Raw genomic sequence first — 18,603 nt, 5'->3', positions numbered from 1 at the left:
GCGACAGCCGTGCCGATCCTTCTCCCACCGGAAGGAGGTGGAACCACTATGACCGCTCCCCAGACTCTGACCGCTCCGCAGCGGATGCGAGACGAGCAGGGGCCTTCGACCGACGCCCGGGAGGCGTGCATCAACTGGGCCTGCGTGTCCGACAGCAGCCGCCCGCACACCATCTAACAGCTGCTTCATAGGAGAAACGATGAGCAACGACATCAAGCTGGAAGCCCTGCAGCGTCTCCCGCAGGAGCAGGCGTCGTCCGCGCACGGACAGCGTCCCTGCGGCAGCGCCACCATCCTCAACAGCAGCCGCCCGCACACCATCTAACAGCTACTTCCTAACAGCTACTTCATAGGAGAAACGATGAGCAACGACATCAAGCTGGAAGCCCTGCAGCGTCTCCCGCAGGAGCAGGGGTCGTCCGCGCACGGACAGCGTCCCTGCGTCACCGCTACCCTCATCAACGGTAGCCGCCCGTGGACCATCTGATCCCTGCGTGATCCAGCGAAGGCGCGGGCCCAGGCCCGCGCCTTCGCGCATAACCAGCGCTCGATTCGGGAAATCAATGATCGGTTCAACAGGAACCCGGCGCCTGCTTTGGGGATCGGCACGGGCCGCCCGCCGCGACACGGCCGTCTTCGCGATCGCGGCGGCAACAGGGATCATCGTCGCCCTGGCGCTGCCCGCCACGCTCAGCTCCATCGTCGATGCGATAGCGCGAGGCGGCAGCCCCGCGCCTGCGATCGTGCAACTGGCCTGCCTGGCCGCCCTCGACCTGTGTGCCACCGTCGTGACGAGTTCCACCAAGAACGCCTCGGTCGCCAGATCAGGGGCCTGGCTGCGGCGCAGCATGGTCGATCACATACTCGCCGTAGGCCTGCCGGTCACCCGGCGCTGGGCCGCGGGAGATCTGGCGGCCAGGATGGTGGGCGGGGCGTCGGCCGCCGCCGACGGCTCCTTCACCGCGGTCACGGTAGCTCTCACCGCCGTCACCGCGGCCGGCGCGGCCATCGCGTTGTGGCTGGTGGTCCCCTTCGGCGCGCTTGTCTTCCTTGCCGCCGCAGCCGGTGCGATGTATGTCCTGCGCCGGGGGACGAAGGCGGTCGGCAGGACCTCGGCCGACTACCAGAGCGCGCAGGGGCGCATCTCGGCCAGACTCAGCGAGACGCTCACCGGCGCACGGACGATCGAGGCCAGCGGCACCCAGGCCAGAGAGGTCGACCGCATCCTCGCCTCACTGCCTGAGCTGACCGCGGCAGGCCGCGCGAACTGGCGCACACAGGGGAGCGTCGGCCAGGCTCTGAGCCTGCTGACCGCGGCCGCCCAAGTCGCCATGCTGGCGCTGACCGGTCTCGGGATCGCCGCCGGATGGCTGCAGCCCGGCGACATGGTCGCGGCCGTCGCCTACGTCACGCTGGGCATCAACGCGGTGCATCAGCTCTCCGCGGTGACCTACCTCAGCCATGTGCGCGGCGCCGCAGACCGTATCTCACAGGTGCTCGACACTGCCCGGCCGCAGTTCCGCACGCCGCTCACCACCGCACCACAGGCACTCCTCCTCAGCGGGATCATCGTGCTGGACGAGGGCCGCCGGGTGCTCGACGGCCTCGATCTCGCCGTGCCCGTGGGCAGCACGGTCGCGATCGTGGGCCGGTCCGGGTCGGGCAAGTCGGCGCTCGCCCGAGTCGCCGGAGGGCTGCTCGTACCGGATGAGGGAAGTGTCACCTTTCTCGGACAGCCCGTCCTGCCCGGTGACGCCGCCTATGCCTTCGAGCAGCCGGAGCTGGTCGGCGACACCATCGGCCAGGCCTTGGCGCTGGGACGACCGCAGGCAAGCCCCGCCCAGATCGCGCGTGCGGCCGAGGCCGCCTGCGCGGCGGGATTCATCCGGCGCCTACCGGACGGCTACGCCACGCCGCTGACAGGGCTGGCGCTTTCCGCCGGGGAAACCCAACGCCTCGGCGTCGCCCGCGCCATTGTTCACGACAGCCCCATCGTCATCCTCGACGAGGCCACCTCCAGCCTCGACACCGCGACAGAAGCCGCGGTGTCGGACGCGCTGCGAACCGCCTTCGCCGGCAAGACCCGCCTGGTCATCGCCCACCGCCCCGCTGCCGCGGCAGCGGCCGACCTGGTCGTCTGGCTACAGGACGGCACGATCCACGCCGTCGGCACGCACCGTGACCTGTGGGCCGAGGCCCACTACCGGCAGCTGTTCAGGACGCCGGAGGACAGAGCATGATCGGCCCGTTTCTGCGCAACCGGAACACCGCTGCCCTCTTGGCCTGGTCCGCGCTCGACAGCCTGCCCGTCCTGCTGTCGGGAATCTGCGTCACCATGGCGCTGGATCGCGGCTTCCTGGCCGGACGCCGGGACGTCGGGCTGGTGTGGATCGCCGCCCTCGGCGCGGCTCTCGCCGTGCGCGCCATCACGGCCCGGCGGATCAACGAACGGCTTGCCGATCTTGTCGAGCCGATCCGGGTAGACCTGGTCCGCCGCGTCGTCCGCGCGACCGTGAGCAAGGCGGTGCGTGAACCGGGCAGGACCCGGCACTCGGCGATCGCCCAGATCACCTCGCAGGTGGATGCGGTGTGCGCCTTGACCGGGGCAGCCGTTCTCGCGGTCAGGGACACGGTCCTCATCACGGGCGCGGTCCTGATCGGCCTGACCGCGCTCAAGCCCGTGCTGGCCCTGGCCACGGCGGTCCCGGTGACCGCCGCCTTGTTACTGCTCATCGCCTCGCTGCGGACTCTGGCGGCCCGGCAGGCGGCGACGATCACGGCCAACGAGGAGGTCGCGCAGGAGTCCACCGCGCTCCTGCTAGGGCTGCGCGACATCCTCGCCTGCGGGGCGCAGCCGCTCGCGGCCGAACGGATGTACGCGGCCGTCGAACGGCTGGCCGGCGCCACTCGGGGCCTGTCCAGGAGCGGCACGGTGCGCGCCGCCGTTCTCGCCATCGGCGGCTACCTGCCCCTGCTGGCCCTGGTGGGGTTGGCGGCCTGGCAGCACGCCACCGGCGGGATGCAGACGGGCGTGCTGCTGGGCGTGGCGACCTACATCTTCGCCCATCTGCTGCCCATGCTGCGCGCCACGGTCCAGAACGCCAACTCCGTCGGCCTGCCCCTGCTCATCACCGTGCGCCGCCTGCGCGAGGCGACCCGCGTCGACGAGGTCACCTCATGCCGTGGCGTCGCCGTACCAGCTGAACCGGATCTGCGGCTGGAGCGGATTGCCTTCACCTACGGTCGTGTCGCCGAGCCCATCGTCTGTGATCTGAGCGTCACGGTGCCCTTCGGCCGTCACGTCGCCATCGTCGGGCCGAGCGGTGTCGGAAAGTCGACCCTGGCCCGGCTCATGTGCGGTCTGTCGCGGCCCAGCGCCGGCGCGGTTCTGCTCGGCGAGCAGCCCATACAACGCCTCGATGGCGCCGAGCTGTCCCAGGCGATCACCCTGGTGCCGCAGGACGCCTACATCTTCACCGGAACGGTCCGGGAGAACCTGGCCTATCTGGCGCCGCAGGCGAGCACCACCACGCTGACGCGGTCGGCCGAGGCTGTGGGCGCCGCCGCGCTCATCGAACGGCTTGGCGGTCTGGACGCAGCCCTTGAGCCGATCCGGCTGTCGGAGGGGGAGCGGCAGCTCATCGCGCTGACCCGAGCCCATGCGAGCGCCGCCCGCATGGTCATCCTCGACGAGGCCACCAACCATCTCGACACAGCGGCCGAGGAGCAAGCCGAAGACGCCTTCGCCAAGCGCGGCGGAACGCTCATCGTCATAGCCCATCGCCTCAGCTCGGCACTGCGCGCCGACATGGTCATCGTCATTGACGACGCGCAGGTGCAGTGGGGCACCCATGAAGAGCTGCGCACAGCCTCCCCCTGCTACGCCCGGCTGCTGCGCTACTGGAACACATCCGTTAATTGACACTCACAAACGGAACAGGTATTGCCGCTGCTGATTCCCGACGACACCTTCTTCGCCACCACATGGCAGCGGGGAATGCCGCTGCCCCGATGACGCTGGACGACGTCGCCGAGGCACTGTCCACCGGGCTCATGCGCCCCCTCCATCGAGCCGGTCACCGAGGAGGGCAGCCTCCCCCTTGACGCCTCTTGCCCGCCCCGCCGGCTACGCCACGACACGGGCCGGACGGAGTACCCGGCGCACGGCGCCACGCAGCCACTGGTGGGCCCCGTCGGCGGTGTGGCGCGGGTGCCAGGCCATGCCGATCGTCAGTGGTGGCAGCGGCAGCGGGATTTCGAGAAGGCGCAGTCCCAGCGCGTGTGCCGCGTCGCCGAGTGGTGAAGGGGGCTCGCCCGGCAGCGCGGTCGGCACCAGGCAGACCACGTCGCCGACTGCGGCCAGCGCCATCGCCGCCAGATGTCCGGGCAGAACGGCGCTGACCCGCCGGCTGTGCCCTTGCTCGGCCAAGGCCGCGTCAAGCGGGCCGGTGAAGCGTCCCCGGCGGCTGACCGCCACGTGCTCGGCCGCGGCCAGCCTGGCGGGCGTCAGGGTTCCTTCGGCGAGCGGGTGCCCGGCCCTGACGCCGGCCGCCATCCGCAGCGTGACCAGCTCCTCGACCCGGGTCTCCGGGTCGACGTGGTCGATGGCCCCGATCTCCAGATCGACTCGGCCCTCGCGCAGCGCGGGGCCCGCCTCCCACTCCTCGGCCAGCACCCGCAGCGAGACGCCCGGCGCCCGGCGCCGGGCCAGCCCGAGCAGACCCGGCGCCAGCGCCGCGCCGACCAGGTCCGAGGTCTGGACGGTGAAGGTGCGCCGAAGCGCGGCGGGGTCGATCCCGCCGCTCGGGGTGAGCAATGACTCCAGCCGGCGCACCACCGCGGCGGCCTCGTCCCGCAGCGCCTCGGCTCGGGGTGTAGGCACCATGGCCTGTCCTGCCCGCACCAGTAGCGGGTCCTGGAGCACCCGGCGCAGCCGGGCCAGGGTGCGGCTCATCGCCGCGGGGGAGGTCTGCAGCCGCGCGGCGGCACGGGTGACGCTCTGCTCGGTCAGCAGGGCGTCGAGGGCGACGGCGAGGTTGGCGTCGAGGTTCGGGGCTGGGCTGCTCACCTGCATGATTCCGTTTCGGGCAATGATTGGATGCTGAAGTTCCCATTGTGGCAATGCAGGCCGGGTCTGCACGATCAAGAGGCTGTACCGATCCGACACACACCGCGAGGTTTTCATGATCGTCATTACCGCCCCCACCGGGAACATCGGCCGGCTGCTGCTGTCGCTGCTGGTCGAGGCCGCGCCCGCACGCGGAGAGGAGTTGCGCGTCGTGGTCCGCGATCCTGCCCGGCTTCCCGAGGCCGTGCGCGGACGGGTCGAGGTGGTCACCGGCTCGCACGGCGACGCCGCGACCGTCGAGCGCGCCTTCACCGGGGCCGACGCCGTTTTCTGGCTGGTACCGCCGGACGCCTCGGCCACGCCAGACGAGGCGTTCAGCGGCTTCACCCGCCCGGCCGCGCGGGCGTTCGCCGCCCACGGCGTCGGCCATGTCGTCGGCGTCTCGGCGCTCGGCCGTGGCACCCCGCAGGCCGCCCAGGCCGGGCTGGTCACCGCCTCCCTGGCCATGGACGACCTGATCGCCGGCTCCGGCGTCGCCTACCGCGCCCTGACCAGCCCGTCCTTCTTCGAGAACCTGCTGGAGGAGGCCGACTCGATCCGCGAGAACGGCGTCTTCACCGACACCGTCGCCGCGGATCGTCCGGCCCCGCTGGTGGCCGTCGCCGACATCGCCGCGGCGGCGGCCGGGTTGCTGCTGGACCGCTCCTGGACCGGCGTCGGCAGTGTTCCGGTGCTCGGCCCGCAGGACCTGTCGCCCAACGACCTGGCCCGCATCATGACCGAGGAGCTGGGCCGTCCGGTCCGCTACCAGCGCCAGTCGCTCGACGAGTTGCGGTCCACCCTGCTCGGCTACGGCCTCAACGAGGCGTTCGTCGAGGGCATCGTCGACATGAAGCGCGCCAAAGATCAGGGCCTGGACTCGGGCGTCGACCGCTCACCGCAGGCGGGCCCGGCCACCGGATTCGCGCAGTGGTGCGCGCAGACTCTCAAGCCCGCCGTCCTCGCCACGCCGGAGGCAGTCGATGCCCACTGACCGAACCGAGCCGCCGGTCACCGCGTTCATGCTGGTCAAGACAACGCCCGAGTGGCTGGCGATGACCGTGGCCGAACGCGTCCAGGCCTTCACCACCCACGTCGTCCCGGTGATCGAGGCCCGCACCCGCGGCGTCCGCTCCCGCTTCTACGACACGGAGTTCTACTCGGCGCGGGTCACCGACATCTGGGTCTGGGAGGCGGACGACCACGACGCCTACCGGCTGCTGATCGACGCGCTGCGCGAGACCCCCTTCTGGGACCGCTACTTCGACGTGGTGGACCTGCTCGTGGGCACCGAGAACGGCTACGCCCGCACCTACGACCTGGAGCCGGTGGCCACCCTCACCACCTGACGCTCCTCCCTGACCGGCCGGTGCCTCCACCGCCCTGCGGAAGCACCGGCCGGCAGTTCAGCTGAGCAGACGGCCCCTCAAAACACCTCCGTACGGGTGCCACCGGAATGCGGCAGAAACGGGCCGCAGGACGGCGTAGCCACTGTTCAGAGATTGTCTTGATCTCAAACCGTCGCGAATCGCGGAGACGTGAACTCGCGACGGCTCTGATACTCGCCGCGAGAATTCCGAGGGTGAATCCCGTTGCGGCGGGACTTGTGCGCCTGGTGAGGTCCCCGCATGGACGGTGCCACTGAGCAAGTACAACGCGCGAGGACAGGAACAGACACTACGATCACGCGGCAACCGGCTCCATGGCACAGGCTGGCGGTACTCGGGGGGCCCTGATGCTGGCCGCCCTCACCTTCAACACCGCGGAGAACCTGCCGGTTGGCCTCCTGGAGCTCATCTCCGAAGACCTACGGGTGTCCCTGTCGGCGGTCGGTCTCCTGGTCACCGGTTACGGCGTGACGGTGGCCATCGCATCTGTGCCGATTGCCCATGTCGTGCGGGCCGTGCCCCGACGTCACGTGCTCACGGGACTGCTGGCCGCGCTTGTGGTGTCCAGTCTCATTGCGGCGCTGGCCACCTCGTACTGGCTTCTCCTCGGCGCGCGACTGCTGACCGCGCTCGCCCAGGCGCTGTTCTGGGCCGTGATGGGGCCGGTCGCGGTGGGCCTGTTCGCGCCCAAGGTCCGGGGGCGTGTGGTCGGGGCGCTGTCCGTGGCTGGTTCGCTCGCCCTCGTGCTTGGCGTTCCCGCTGGGAGCTGGCTGGGCCAGCAGAGCAACTGGCAGGTACCCATCGCCACGCTGGCGGCTCTGGGGCTCGTCTGTCTGGTGACGGTCTCCGTTCTGCTGCCGACTTCGCGTCCGGAAGAAGAGCCCGCCGCCTACGCGAGCAGTCCCGACGTGCGGCGGTTCAGGACGGTGCCGGCGGCCGGGACCTTGTCCGCCACCGGGGCGTTCACGGGATACACCTACATCGTCACGTTCCTTGGCGACGTGAGCGGCTTCTCCCCGCGCGCGGTGAGCGCCCTGTTCGTGGTTTTCGGCGTCGCGTGTCTGGCCGGGGTGAGCATCACCGGGGCGTTCCTGGACCGCTTTCCGCAGACCGCGCTGGCCGCCGCGGTGGCCACGCAGGCGGTGGGCATGCTCGCCCTGTACGCGTTCGGCGCTCATCCGGTGGCGGCGGTGGTGTTTCTGATGCTGATGGGCGGTGCACTCGGGCCGGTGTTCATGACCACGCAGAACGCGATGCTGCACTGCGCGCCGGGCCGCACGGACATCGCACGGACATCGCCCTGGCGGCGAACTCCGGCGCCTACAACGCCGGGATAGCGGCGGGTGCCGCGCTTGGGGGACTGGTCCTGCCGCTCGCCGATGTACGGGACACCTTCCTCGCCGGCGGGTTGCTGACCGTCGAGATCGAGCTGGTCAACGCCCCCTCCTGAGAGCGCCACCCGCATCGTTCGGCTCAACCCGGAGACGGTCCTGCATCCACCGAGTGCGATGGAACGGGAACGTACGCCAAGGCCTCACCGGCGAATGCCTTCGGTGCCACTGTTTCGTTCCGCCACACTCTGACCCCCACCCTGACCTGGGGACTGCGCCACCCGGATGGTGTTCCGTTGGGCGCCTTACGGAACACCACCGAACCCGTGCGAGATGCACCCGCCGTTGTGAGCCAGGTCACGGTTGAGGTTGACCTTGGGTCAAGGTGCAAGCTCGCCGCAGCGGCACGACGCCGACCCAGACACAACAGATTCGACGGAGCAAACCACCATGACGATCACCCTTTCCGATCAGGACAAGAGCATCCTGCGGACCGCCGCGTACGGCGCCGTGTCGCTGATGGCCGCCGCCGGTGCCGCCGGCAAGCCCCACACGATCGCGACCAACGGCAGCATCGCACTAGGCTCGGCCACCGGCCTGGTCGGGCATGTGCTCGCCGAGTACCCCAAAGGCAAGGACCTGGGCGGCAAATCCGTGGCCGAGATCGCCGACCGCGTGCTGCCGGCCCTGACCGCGGCCATGAACCTGCTGAAGAAGCAGGATCCGGCCGAGGCCGACAACTTCCGCAGCACCGTCCTCGTCGCTGTCGAAACCGCCCAGGTTCACCAGGGCCGGCCGAGCCCCACTACGGCCGAGATGGCCCGCAAGATCACCGAAGCCCTCGACGCCGCCAGGGCAGCCGCTGCCGACAGCAAGGCCGTACAGGAGGCGGCTGCCGGGCAGGATCGTCCGGAGCTGCAGAAGGCGATTGAAGAGATCGTCGACTCCGGTTTCGTCGGGGTGTCGCTGCGCGTGCACGACGAGCGAGGGGAGTGGGTCGGCAGCGCCGGGGTGGCCGAGCTGGGCGGGACCGCCAAGCCGCCGATCAACGGACACGTCCGGATCGGCAGCAACACCAAGACCTTCACCGCGACCCTGGTGCTGCGACTGGTGGCCGAGGGCAAGCTCGGGCTGGACATCCCGGCGGCCGACTATCTGCCCGAGTTCGCGCTGGACCGGCGGATCACGGTGCGGATGCTGTTGCAGCACACCAGCGGGGTGTTCAACTTCAGCGGCGAGGTCTACGACGACGGGACGGTCGCGCCGGGGATCCCCATCCCCTACAGCACCACGGGCAACGAGTGGGCGGACAACCGGTTCAAGACCTACCAGCCGGAGGAGCTGGTACGGCTGGCGTTGTCCAAGCCGGCGCGGTTCGAGCCGGGCACGGGCTGGAGCTACTCCAACACCAACTACGTGCTGGCCAGGCTGCTGATCGAGAAGGTCACCGGCCGCTCGCTCGCCGAGGAGATGCAGCGGCTGATCCTGGGGCCGCTCGGGCTGTCGGGCACCGTGGTGCCGGACGCCTCGCCGGAGATCCCCGAGCCGCACGCCCACGCCTACTACAGGTACGAGGACGCCGGCCGGCAGCAGACGGTCGACGTCACCCGCCACAACCCCTCCTGGATCTCCACCGGCGGCGACATGATCTCGACCACCCGGGACCTGCACACGTTCATCTCCGCGCTGATGGGCGGCAAGCTCCTGCCGGCCGAGCTGCTGGCCGAGATGTGCGCGCCGTACCCCACGGTCATTCCGGACATGGGTTACGGCTTGGGGGTGTTCGTACAGCAAACGGACCGCGGCGGCACCGTCATCACCCACAACGGCGGCATGGCCGGCTACGCGACGCTGATGTACAGCACGCCCGACGGCAGCAAGACCCTGACCGCCGCGCTGAACTGTGTGGACGACGCCGACCTGTCCGTGGCAACAGCGTTCCAGAACGCCCGACAGAGGCTCGTCAACGAGGTGTTCTGTGGCGGGCAGGCCGATCCGGCCCAGCCGACGGGCTGAACCCCTGTGGCCTGTACGCCTCGCGGGTCGCCCCCCTTCCGGTCGTGCATCAGGCAGAACGCGAACCGGGCCACGCCGAGCTCGACGAGTCCACATGGCCGGCCGTGGTGGACGAATTCGTGGCCGGGCTCGAGCACAAGGCAGGCTGAGCAGATGATGAACGGAGTCACGATCGGGCAGGCGGCGGCATTCGTCGGCGTCACGGTGAAGACGGTGCGGCACTACCACAAGCTCGGCCTGGTCGCGGAGCCCGAACGCGACAGCTCCGGCTACCGGCGGTACGGATCGGCCGAGTTGCTGCGGCTGGTGCAGGTCCGGACGCTGGCCGCCGCCGGGGTGCCGCTGGCCGAGATCGGGCCCCTGCTCGATGCCGACGCCGCGCTGTTCGCCGCCGCGCTCGCCGACATCGAGCGGCAACTCACCGAACGGATCGAGGAGTTGATCACGAGGCGGGACACGCTGCACCGGCTCGCTGACGGCGACCGGGCCCTGCTGCCCGACCGCGCTGTGGCGCTGCTGGAACGGCTGTCCGGCCTCGGCTTCCCCGCGGACGAGGTGGCGGCCACCAGGGAGGGCTGGGTGCTGGCCAGGGCCCTGGTCCCAGAGGGCTTCGACGACTACCTGACCCATGTCGAGCACGCCCTGCAAGACACCCGGTTCGTCGCCTTGATCAAGCGCGCCGCCGAAGCTGCGGCCTGGGAACCGGACGACCCGCGCATCGCCGAGCTCGCCACCGCCGTTGCCGACCACTTCCTCGCCAATCCCGCACATCTGAAGATCGTGACCGGTCTGCAAGCACGTACCGAGGCCGCGACCCGGTACAAGCTGATCGCCCTCCACGGCGAGGAGCAGGGATCGGCCGCGGCCCGGGGGGTCGCGCTCGTCGAGACCAAGCTCCGCGCCGCCGGCATCCATATCCCCAGACCGGACTCCTACTGACCGCGCCGTGTTCCGGTCCTTCGGCCCGGCGACCCGCCGGTCCGCCAGGCCAGAGCATCCCCATCGAATCCGGCTGCCCGAGTCGCCCAGAGAAGCAGCCCCCGCCTGGCCGACTCGCCTGCCGTCCCGATGCCGGCGACAGTGCCACGCACACCGCAGCAGAGCGACGGCCTATGCCACGTTCATCCTGGACTGGCCTGGTGAGCAGACGAGCGGCGTCAGCTCTCGATGCCCGTCTACTCACCAGGTCACCCGCAGCGCGTGCACGCCGTACACGGCGCTGAAGACACGGAAGCCGACCTGCTCGTACGGTTCGGCGAGGGCGACGCAGGGGAAGCGCCGCAGCAGGGCGGCGGAAGGCGATGCGCATCTCCGTCCGTGCCAGTGGCGCCCCGAGACAGTGGTGCACGCCGTCGCCGAAGGCGACTTCTCTGCGCTTCCCGACAGGTGAAAGGCGGTGGGTGACTGGCAGGCGGCTATCATCGACGCGTACGGCCGGTTCCGCGCGGGAGACGCAGGTCGAGCGGGGCCGAGGCGGTCGTCGTGACGGCAAGCAGAAGCACCGCACCGCCAGTCGTAACCTCGGTCCCGCCATTCCTCCTGACCTTAAACAGCGGGCATGACGACGAACGAGAAACCCGTGCTCGTTGTGCGGTTGAGGGGGAGATCGCACTTGATCCGGCGCTCGACCTCGCCCCTGCTGATCCCGAGCCCCTGGGCGATCAGCCGCTCCGGGCGGACAGGCACGGGATCGAGGAAACCGACGTCCACCCGGTACGGCCAAGCCGCATCGACGGCCGATGACTCCAGCTGCCACGCGCCACGCCAGTCGAGGGTGAACCGGTTGCGCCGTGCGACCGCGGGGTCCAGGAGCGCGTGCGCGACGAGCTCCTGATCGTTGTTCTCGAAGGCGCACAGCCTGGCCGGATCCACCGATCGGACCGGCACCCGCTCATGGACTGTGATCTTCGAGGTCCGATCGCAGCAGACACATCGGACGAGCAGCCACACGTCAAGCAGCTTGCCGTTGGCGTTGATCCGGAACCTGCCCTCGCCGACGGTGGCCGCCTCCGCGCGGCAGTCCAGGCAACGCATGGCGAGCAGCGGCAGCCGAGTCCTCCGCACGGACCAGGGCAGCACGAAATGATCTCTATGGGATTGTGAAGACATGATCTCTCTAAGACCTGACACAGAACGCTGAGCAGCCAGGGCGACTCAGAGATTCAGAGCAGCCCGGCGAGACCGGCCACGAGGCCGGTGAGAAAGCGCAGAAGAAGATGTCAGGCAGCGAGAGCAGGCGGCGTCACGCGACAGTCCCCACGACGAGTCCGATAGTGCTTGCCGCACGCTAGTGGTTCACGGGCAGCGCCACAATCGAATTTGTTTCCTGCCGATCGTCGGCGACAGGGTGGCAGCGCGACGGTGCCGGCCGGGGCGGTGCCGGCCAAGCGGGTTGGATCCGCGCAGCCGGGCGGTGATCGTGTTCCCTCGCGGCAGCCTGCTGTCATCTGGGCAGCGCCCGGGAAACGGAACTGTCGGCACGAGATGACCGACCCCGACCTGCACTTTTGCCGCTCCACCGTGGTCGTTTCCGGGTAGGCATGTGCCGTCAAAAACTTGTCACCGGCCGCAACCGAGCATGTTCGTGCAGGTCAGCGGCAGGCTGCGTACATGGTCACGGCGACGCCGATTACTGACTGCCGGCGGGAAAAGCGGGTGCGGCGGGCCGGTGGGGTGGTGTGTGATCGAGGGATGGCGATCGAGATGGGTAGGCCGGGGATCGACGGGCTCGGCGACGTGGTGCGGGTGTTGGGGGAGTGGCAGTACGACGGAGGGCCCGTGCAGTTGCATCCAGGGGATGTGGGGTGGTTCTGGCGGTTCGGTGTGGACCGGACTGCGGAGGCTACGCGGACCTGGAGTCGGGCTGGGGAGGTTCTGGCGGTCGGGCTGCTGGATGGTGCGGAGTTGCTGAGGTTGGCGTTCGCGCCGGAGGCGTTGCGGGAGGAGGAGTTGGCGCAGCAGGTGGTCGACGACGTGTCGGCACCTGAACGCGGTGTGCTCCTCGATGGCAGGGTGTACGTCGAGGCGCCGATGGGTGCGCTGGTCCAGGACCTGCTGTTCAAGGACGGCTGGGGGAGTGGCGAGCCGTGGACACTACTTCGGCGTGACCTCGGCGCGCCTGTGCCGGATCCCGGCGTTCGCGTCGAGGTGATCGGGCCGGAACGGGCACATGAGTGGGCCGCGGTCCTGCGGGCGTCGTTCGACGGGTCGACGTTCACCGACGAGCGCTGGCACGCGATGGCGGCAGGTGCGCCGTATGGCGACGCGCGGTGCCTGGTCGTTCGCGATGAGCAGGGCGAGGCGGTGGCGGCCGTGACGGTGTGGTCGGCGGGTGAGGGCAAGCCAGGGCTGATCGAGCCGATGGGGGTGCACCGGGCACACCGCGGTCACGGTTACGGTCGAGCCATCACGGTCGCCGCAGCGCGCGCACTCCAGGAGTTGGGTTCGTCCAGCGTGATCGTGTGCTGCCCGAGCTCCAACGTCGGCGCCGTCGCCACCTACCAGTCGGCCGGCCTCCAGCAGTTGAACGAGAGACGGGACCTGTACCGCAACGCTTCCTGAGGCCTTCGGTGTGGGGGCGGGTGCGGAACGCGAGACACAATCCGGGGTGCCGTTAACGGCTGTGTCACCAGCCCCAAACGCGGATGATCATCCTTGATGCTGCGGTGTGTCATGGTCCATCCGCTGTAGTGGGTCACCTGCCCTGGAGCGCACGCCGTTAGGCATTGACGACCTGGCCGAGCACTGGACGATTCTCGAGGAGGAGATGCTCCTCGTATCAGGCAAGCGCGGCGCGACGCGGCTGGGGTTGTATGAGGGGAGCGGCAGCACGATCGAGTGCCACCGCACCCAGATACGGGGTCATCTGGACTACCGGGTGAGGTTGTCGGTGGCGTCTGCGACCGTCTGCTGCGTGGGTGAGCTGATCGAGCGGGTGGATGAACAGGACCGCGTGCTGGAAGTCGTGGAGCGCGCGGAGGCGGTGCGTCGGCGGTGGATGCATCGGATCGCGACGACGATCTGCCGCGATCGGAGGGGGCGGATCCTCGTGCTGCGCCGAGCCGAGGGGCATGTTCGCTTTCCCGGCCACTATGACGTGATGGTCGGCGGCGCGGTGGGCGTAGGCGAATCGTATGAGGACGCGGCGGCCCGCGAACTGGTCGAGGAACTGGGCGCCGGCGTCCCGGTCCGCTTCTTGTTCAAGTTCCTGTGCCAGGACGGGATCAGCCCTGTCTGGTTCGGGGTGCACGAGGCCTTGATCGCCGAGCCATTGGCTCCAGATCCGTCCGAGATCGCTTGGCATGCCTGGCTCACGGAGCTCGAACTGCGGAAGGTGGTCAATCGAGGGCCCTTCGTTCCAGGTGGGCGAGAAGCCCTGCGCCGATATCTTGGCCGCTCGGCTCAGTGACGAACGGCCGCTCCCTGGCTGATGCTTGCTCAGGTACAGGACGGGTTAGCGGCGTCAGCACATTCGTGACCAGCTCCGCCACGGGCCGCTGCCTCAACCCGCTCGCCAGGTGGAAGTGTGCCGGAGGTGTCCTTGCCCTCCACGTAGGCCAGCACGTGCAGGCGCTTGCGGGCGAACCGCTCGGCCATCAGCAGCAGGAAGCCGGCCACGGCGCCGCGGCTGGGAACCTCGGCAAAGATCGCCCGTTTGAGGCTGGTGACATGGGCGTTACCGGCCCCCCAATCCCGCCGGCAGGCCACCTCGCCGGGCTCTCAGCCCACCTGGTCTCAGGTCAGGTGTCGATGTGCGGGACCCAGACCGACGCGTACTCCAGGTCTGGGCCGTACGAGTAGATCGCCCGGAAGGCGGGCGTGACCAATGTCGGTGTAAGGGACGGCGCCCGGCGGCATCGGATCGTCGGCCAGTCCAGCACAGCGACGATCAACGCCCGCAGGGCCAGCACCGCCAGGCGCAGGGCGTCCTGACTTCGGGGGCGAAATGGACAGGGCGCTTCACTGGTGGGTGCCGTCGTCCAACCCGCGATCGGCGTAGTTAGGGGAGGTGTGGACCGTCATCTCGATCTCACCGCGGCCGGCGGTGGTCTCGCGCTCCCGCTTCAGTTGCACATACCCCGCGAAGTCCGCTTCGCAGATGAGCACCGCGCGTTCTTTGTCGGAGCGAGAGTCGGGTGAGGCGGTGGCCGTAACCGCGCGGGACACGAGCGGGCCGAGCTGATAGCTGTGACTGAGCGCTTCAGTTGGCGGGAATCGCCCGCTGAAACGCTCAGTCACCACAATTGATTGTTACGAGGCGCCGTTAGCCGGCTTCCAGAACGAAGAACAAGAAGGCCAGGATCCTCGTGCCCGCGAACTCGCGAAATTCGGGGAACACATCGCGTGCTTCCGGCACGGGCGGCGGTTCGCTGATGACGCTGACGCGAAAGCCGGCCGCGGTGAAGGCGTCTGTCATCGCGTGCAGCGGCCGGTCCCAGAAGCGCATCTGCGCGGTCTGCCCACCCATGGTCCATTCTTCGGTCCGGTTACGGGTCTCGAAATAGTGGATCTTGTCGCCCGCCGAGTGACGCATGAGGGCGATGGCGAAAGGATGCTCGACCGAGACGAGGAGTCTGCCACCAGGCCTCAGCACGCGTCGCAGCTCGGCCAGCGTCGGTCCCCAGTCTTCCAGGTAGTGCAGCACCAGGGACGCGATGACGTCGTCGAACGCGTCGTCGGGGAAGGGCAGTGGGCTGGCCAGGTCGGCGACCTGCAGGTCCGCGTCGGCGCCCAGCCGCCGTCGGGCCAGCTCCAGCATCCCGGCGCTCGCGTCGACGCCGGTCACGATGGCGCCTCGATCGCGCAGCTCGGAGAACAGGGGGCCTGAGCCGCAGCCGGCGTCGAGGATGCGCCGCCCGGTCACGTCCCCGGCGAGCTCCAGCATCGCGGGCCGCTCGTAGTACGCGTTCAGGAGGCTGGTCTCGTTCTCGGCCGTGTACCCCTCGGCGATTCTGTCGTAGTCGTTGAATCGGGACGGATGTGCGGTCTCAACGTGATTTTCCGGCACGGTAGGCATGCGGGCCATTTTGGCCCACCAGTCTCGGGCGGCACAGCCGTACGGCGCGTTTGCCGTGGCCGAGCGCTTCGAAATCGCCGCCTTGTTGAGTAACGGTCTGCTCACGTCACGCTGAAGTCCGTGAGGGTGATTCTTTCAGGTCGGTCGGTGTGTTAGAAATTGGCGATGAGGCCACCTGGTCGCATCGGGCGAGGCTGGAGGATGTCCTTCCGGCACGCCGGTTCTCCTGGCGACCCGGCCGGTGGCACCGGCCAGGACTGGCCTGTCTGACCTCCACGGGTCGGGGCCACACCCTGGACCGTGACTGGTACGGCAGGTGGATCCGAGTCGAGGGCCGTGAGGGTGTCCGTCATAGGGGATCGTTGACCCGTCAGCCGGCCCTTTGGGTCTGCCTCTCCACTGCAGCGCGGAGCGCCGCACCGAACTGGTCTGGTGCTTCCAGCCATGGATGGTGCCCCGCGTTTGGGACGATGATGACCTCGCAGTTTAGGCGTGTTCCGAGACGCCGCAGGGCATCAGCAGGGCGGCTGTCGCCGGCCCCGCCGATGATCACCGCGCCGGGCGGCAGGTGCTCGCGAAGCTCGTCCACGTGTGATTCGAGCGGGTCGGCTTTCTTGGCTGCGTTGAGCTGGGTGTTCATCGCGTAGTTGACGGGCCGCAGCGTATGGGCTGATGCCAGCGCCCAATCCCATGCCCGCGTTCGGTCGGCGTGGTCGGTGAACCACGACAGCGTGAGGTACTCGATCTCCTCGGCGTCTGTGCGCGATTCGATCGCATCGAGTTCGTCGAGCCTGGCCTGCTGCTCGTCAGTGCGTCGCGCTCGCTGTGCTGCTCGGTCGGCTTCCCGCCATGGATCCAGGAAGGGCCCAGCGATCTGAATCAGTCCGGCCACGCGCTCGGGATGGGCCAGCAGGAAGTAGCCGGCCATATTGGTTCCGAACGAATGCCCCAGCAGAACGACCCGGTCGTGCTTCCACGCATCGAGCAACAACGCCAAGTCGTGAACGTGGCGGACGATCGTGTGGTCTCCCTGCCAGGACGAGCCGCCGGTGCCGCGCTGGTCGTAGCGGTGGACCAGGCACAGGTCGTCGATGATGCCGGCGACCGGGGCGAGATAGTCGGGGACTCCTGGACCGCCGTGCACCATGACCACGGGAAACCTCTGCGGAATCACCGAGCCTGTGGTCCACGTACGTAGCTGTGCACCGTCGTCCAACTCGATCATGGTCGCGGTCATGGACGTGAGTGTAATGCGGCCGGGTCCGATAAGACGATCTTTCAACGGACACTCGCCGGGCTGGACGCGGGAAGCTTCTTCCCCAGGTCAGGGCCTATATAGCGGCTGGTGTCACGTTGGTTGACGGCGCCACGGGAACCACCGTGATCGCGGCGGCCGACGCGTTAGCAGGATCGCTGCGCAGTCCTCCTACCATCCGCAACCACGGCATAGGGGCCGGCAACGGGTGCCACCTGAATGCGGCAGAAACGGTCCACGGGCTTGACCACGGGTCGGTGAGATCTGAGGTTCGCGCTGATCGAGTCGATCGACTCGGAGTCGACCGACGCCGAGCGCAGCCTCCTGGACGCGGTGGAGTACGTGATGCACTACTGTTCGCGGCGCCGGCGCGCGACATGGACGGTGATGTCGGCGGTGATCTCCACCGTCGCGGGCAGAACCTGCATGATCCGGCCGAACACCTGCTCTTGCTCCAAGGTCGGCAACATGAGATAAGCCGAGACCGTCGAGAGATAGCCGACGTACTCGCGAGCACTCATCGTCAGGCGCCGCTCGACCACGGACTGCTGAACATCAGCGAACCACTCCGACCGCTGGAGCTCCGTACCCGGCCACTGCATGTCATGCTCCGGAGGCGTCCCATCCGGAGACGGAATCTCGTCGCTCGCCAAAAACGGTGACCGTGCCACGCGAACAGCTTCTTCCACAGCGGGGTCACCCAGCTGGACCGGCCCGCCGAACGAAGCAAAAACGCCACCAGGCTCCAGGAGCGCCGCCATGCGTGACCACCGCCCCTCCGGTTTTGTCCAATGCAGCGCCGCTGCCGCATAAACCAGTCCGTATCTCTCGCCCGGCCGCAAGTCCTCGAACAGGGCTTGTACGGTCCTGACGTTCGCCGGCACGTGCTTACGCAACTCGGCGAGCATGGCCCTATCAGGCTCGGTCGCGGTGACCGTGACTCCTTGCTGAGCAAACAGGCGGGTGGCTTTGCCTGTCCCGGCGCCGATTTCGAGGGCAGTCCGAACCGGCTGAGCCGCGTATGCCATCACTCTGTGGAAAACCTCCACGGGATACCCCGGCCGGAACTGTTCGTATGCTTCCGCCATCACTCCGAAACTCAGTGCGCGACTCGACATGCGGAGCATCTTGACACGAGCTGCGCCGTCAATGCTTGATCTTTTCGCTTGGCCTCGCCACCCGATCGTGGGCAGCAGAAGCCTGAAGCCACAACGATGAAGCGCAAGCCGCTGACGTGACCGGACCCTGAAGGAGGGGCATGCCCGAACGGCTCATGACGTAGATCACGAGAGCGACCCCGCCGCACAGATCTGCTGTACTGAGCAAGCCGGTATGCCGATGCTCGCGTCTGACGCCCTGACGCCCTGACGCCCTGATGTCTGCTGCGCCGGCTGCGACGCGCGCAAGGGCCCACGGGCACGAACGCTCCCGGCGCCCCGCTCCGCCCCGCCCCGGCCGCCGACGAAGCGTGGTGTGGCAGCTAACGTGCG

General features: G+C 68.7%; 18 protein-coding genes. 12 read left to right on the top strand and 6 right to left on the bottom strand.

Annotated features, from left to right (window positions below; all coding sequences use genetic code 11):
• The first annotated feature begins 48 nt into the window (after positions 1–48).
• The 5 genes from ABZX22_RS14435 (at position 49) to ABZX22_RS14415 (ending at position 3,922) form a co-directional block, all read left to right on the top strand.
• Complete coding sequence (locus tag ABZX22_RS14435) at positions 49–177, top strand: hypothetical protein (RefSeq protein WP_354908484.1); 129 nt, start codon at positions 49–51, stop codon at positions 175–177.
• Positions 178–199: 22 nt separating this feature from the next.
• Positions 200–325 (top strand): hypothetical protein, encoded by a 126-nt coding sequence (locus ABZX22_RS14430; RefSeq protein ID WP_354908483.1) that lies wholly within the window; start codon positions 200–202, stop codon positions 323–325.
• Between the two features lie 36 nt (positions 326–361).
• Positions 362–487 (top strand): hypothetical protein, encoded by a 126-nt coding sequence (locus ABZX22_RS14425; protein WP_354908481.1) that lies wholly within the window; start codon positions 362–364, stop codon positions 485–487.
• A 76-nt stretch (positions 488–563) separates the two neighbouring features.
• Entirely contained in the window at positions 564–2,240 is a 1,677-nt protein-coding gene (locus ABZX22_RS14420; RefSeq protein ID WP_354908478.1) for an ABC transporter ATP-binding protein, read from the top strand.
• On the top strand, positions 2,237–3,922 hold the full coding sequence (locus ABZX22_RS14415; RefSeq protein ID WP_354908475.1) for an ABC transporter ATP-binding protein: 1,686 nt from the start codon (positions 2,237–2,239) through the stop codon (positions 3,920–3,922). The genes ABZX22_RS14420 and ABZX22_RS14415 overlap by 4 nt, the downstream gene beginning before the upstream one ends.
• Positions 3,923–4,126: 204 nt before the next feature.
• Here ABZX22_RS14415 and ABZX22_RS14410 read toward each other — a convergent pair whose 3' ends face one another.
• Entirely contained in the window at positions 4,127–5,068 is a 942-nt protein-coding gene (locus ABZX22_RS14410; RefSeq protein ID WP_354908472.1) for a LysR family transcriptional regulator, read from the bottom strand.
• A gap of 115 nt (positions 5,069–5,183) precedes the next feature.
• Between ABZX22_RS14410 and ABZX22_RS14405 the strand changes: the two genes are divergently transcribed.
• From ABZX22_RS14405 to ABZX22_RS14385, 5 genes are all read left to right on the top strand, one after another.
• Positions 5,184–6,101 (top strand): NAD(P)H-binding protein, encoded by a 918-nt coding sequence (locus ABZX22_RS14405; RefSeq protein ID WP_354908470.1) that lies wholly within the window; start codon positions 5,184–5,186, stop codon positions 6,099–6,101.
• Positions 6,091–6,456: a darcynin family protein gene (locus tag ABZX22_RS14400; protein WP_354908468.1), complete on the top strand. Its 366-nt coding sequence runs from the start codon at positions 6,091–6,093 to the stop codon at positions 6,454–6,456. Before ABZX22_RS14405 ends, ABZX22_RS14400 begins: the two co-directional genes overlap by 11 nt.
• Positions 6,457–6,842: 386 nt before the next feature.
• Complete coding sequence (locus tag ABZX22_RS14395) at positions 6,843–7,832, top strand: MFS transporter (RefSeq protein ID WP_354908466.1); 990 nt, start codon at positions 6,843–6,845, stop codon at positions 7,830–7,832.
• A 444-nt stretch (positions 7,833–8,276) separates the two neighbouring features.
• Positions 8,277–9,842 carry a serine hydrolase domain-containing protein gene (locus ABZX22_RS14390; RefSeq protein WP_354908464.1) on the top strand — a complete coding sequence of 522 codons (1,566 nt, stop codon included), beginning with the start codon at positions 8,277–8,279 and terminating at the stop codon, positions 9,840–9,842.
• Positions 9,843–9,995: 153 nt separating this feature from the next.
• On the top strand, positions 9,996–10,781 hold the full coding sequence (locus ABZX22_RS14385) for a MerR family DNA-binding transcriptional regulator (protein ID WP_354908462.1): 786 nt from the start codon (positions 9,996–9,998) through the stop codon (positions 10,779–10,781).
• Between the two features lie 606 nt (positions 10,782–11,387).
• On the opposite strand, the gene ABZX22_RS14380 is transcribed toward ABZX22_RS14385, so the two are convergent.
• Positions 11,388–11,921, bottom strand: coding sequence for a DUF1062 domain-containing protein (locus tag ABZX22_RS14380; RefSeq protein ID WP_354908460.1), 534 nt, complete (start codon positions 11,919–11,921; stop codon positions 11,388–11,390).
• Positions 11,922–12,533: 612 nt separating this feature from the next.
• Here ABZX22_RS14380 and ABZX22_RS14375 point away from each other — a divergent pair.
• Together ABZX22_RS14375 and ABZX22_RS14370 are read left to right on the top strand one after the other, a co-directional pair.
• Entirely contained in the window at positions 12,534–13,403 is an 870-nt protein-coding gene (locus tag ABZX22_RS14375) for a GNAT family N-acetyltransferase (protein WP_354908458.1), read from the top strand.
• Positions 13,404–13,509: 106 nt separating this feature from the next.
• Positions 13,510–14,250: an NUDIX domain-containing protein gene (locus ABZX22_RS14370; protein ID WP_354908455.1), complete on the top strand. Its 741-nt coding sequence runs from the start codon at positions 13,510–13,512 to the stop codon at positions 14,248–14,250.
• A gap of 551 nt (positions 14,251–14,801) precedes the next feature.
• Here the strand turns inward: ABZX22_RS14370 and ABZX22_RS14365 are convergent.
• The 4 genes from ABZX22_RS14365 to ABZX22_RS14350 all read right to left on the bottom strand — a co-directional run bounded on the left by ABZX22_RS14365 (position 14,802) and on the right by ABZX22_RS14350 (position 18,231).
• Positions 14,802–15,080, bottom strand: a complete 279-nt coding sequence (locus tag ABZX22_RS14365; RefSeq protein WP_354908453.1) for a prevent-host-death family protein — start codon at positions 15,078–15,080, stop codon at positions 14,802–14,804.
• 25 nt (positions 15,081–15,105) lie between these two features.
• A complete protein-coding gene (locus ABZX22_RS14360) occupies positions 15,106–15,858 on the bottom strand; it encodes a class I SAM-dependent methyltransferase (RefSeq protein WP_354908451.1) in 753 nt (250 codons plus the stop codon).
• A gap of 370 nt (positions 15,859–16,228) precedes the next feature.
• On the bottom strand, positions 16,229–17,095 hold the full coding sequence (locus ABZX22_RS14355; protein WP_354908448.1) for an alpha/beta hydrolase: 867 nt from the start codon (positions 17,093–17,095) through the stop codon (positions 16,229–16,231).
• Positions 17,096–17,463: 368 nt separating this feature from the next.
• A complete protein-coding gene (locus ABZX22_RS14350; RefSeq protein ID WP_354908447.1) occupies positions 17,464–18,231 on the bottom strand; it encodes a class I SAM-dependent methyltransferase in 768 nt (255 codons plus the stop codon).
• Positions 18,232–18,603: the final 372 nt, after the last annotated feature.

The organism is Nonomuraea sp. NPDC003804, from assembly GCF_040610675.1.
GTDB lineage: Bacteria > Actinomycetota > Actinomycetes > Streptosporangiales > Streptosporangiaceae > Nonomuraea.
Note: the sequence above shows the minus strand (reverse complement) of the source record. Positions and strands in the feature narration are given on the sequence as shown.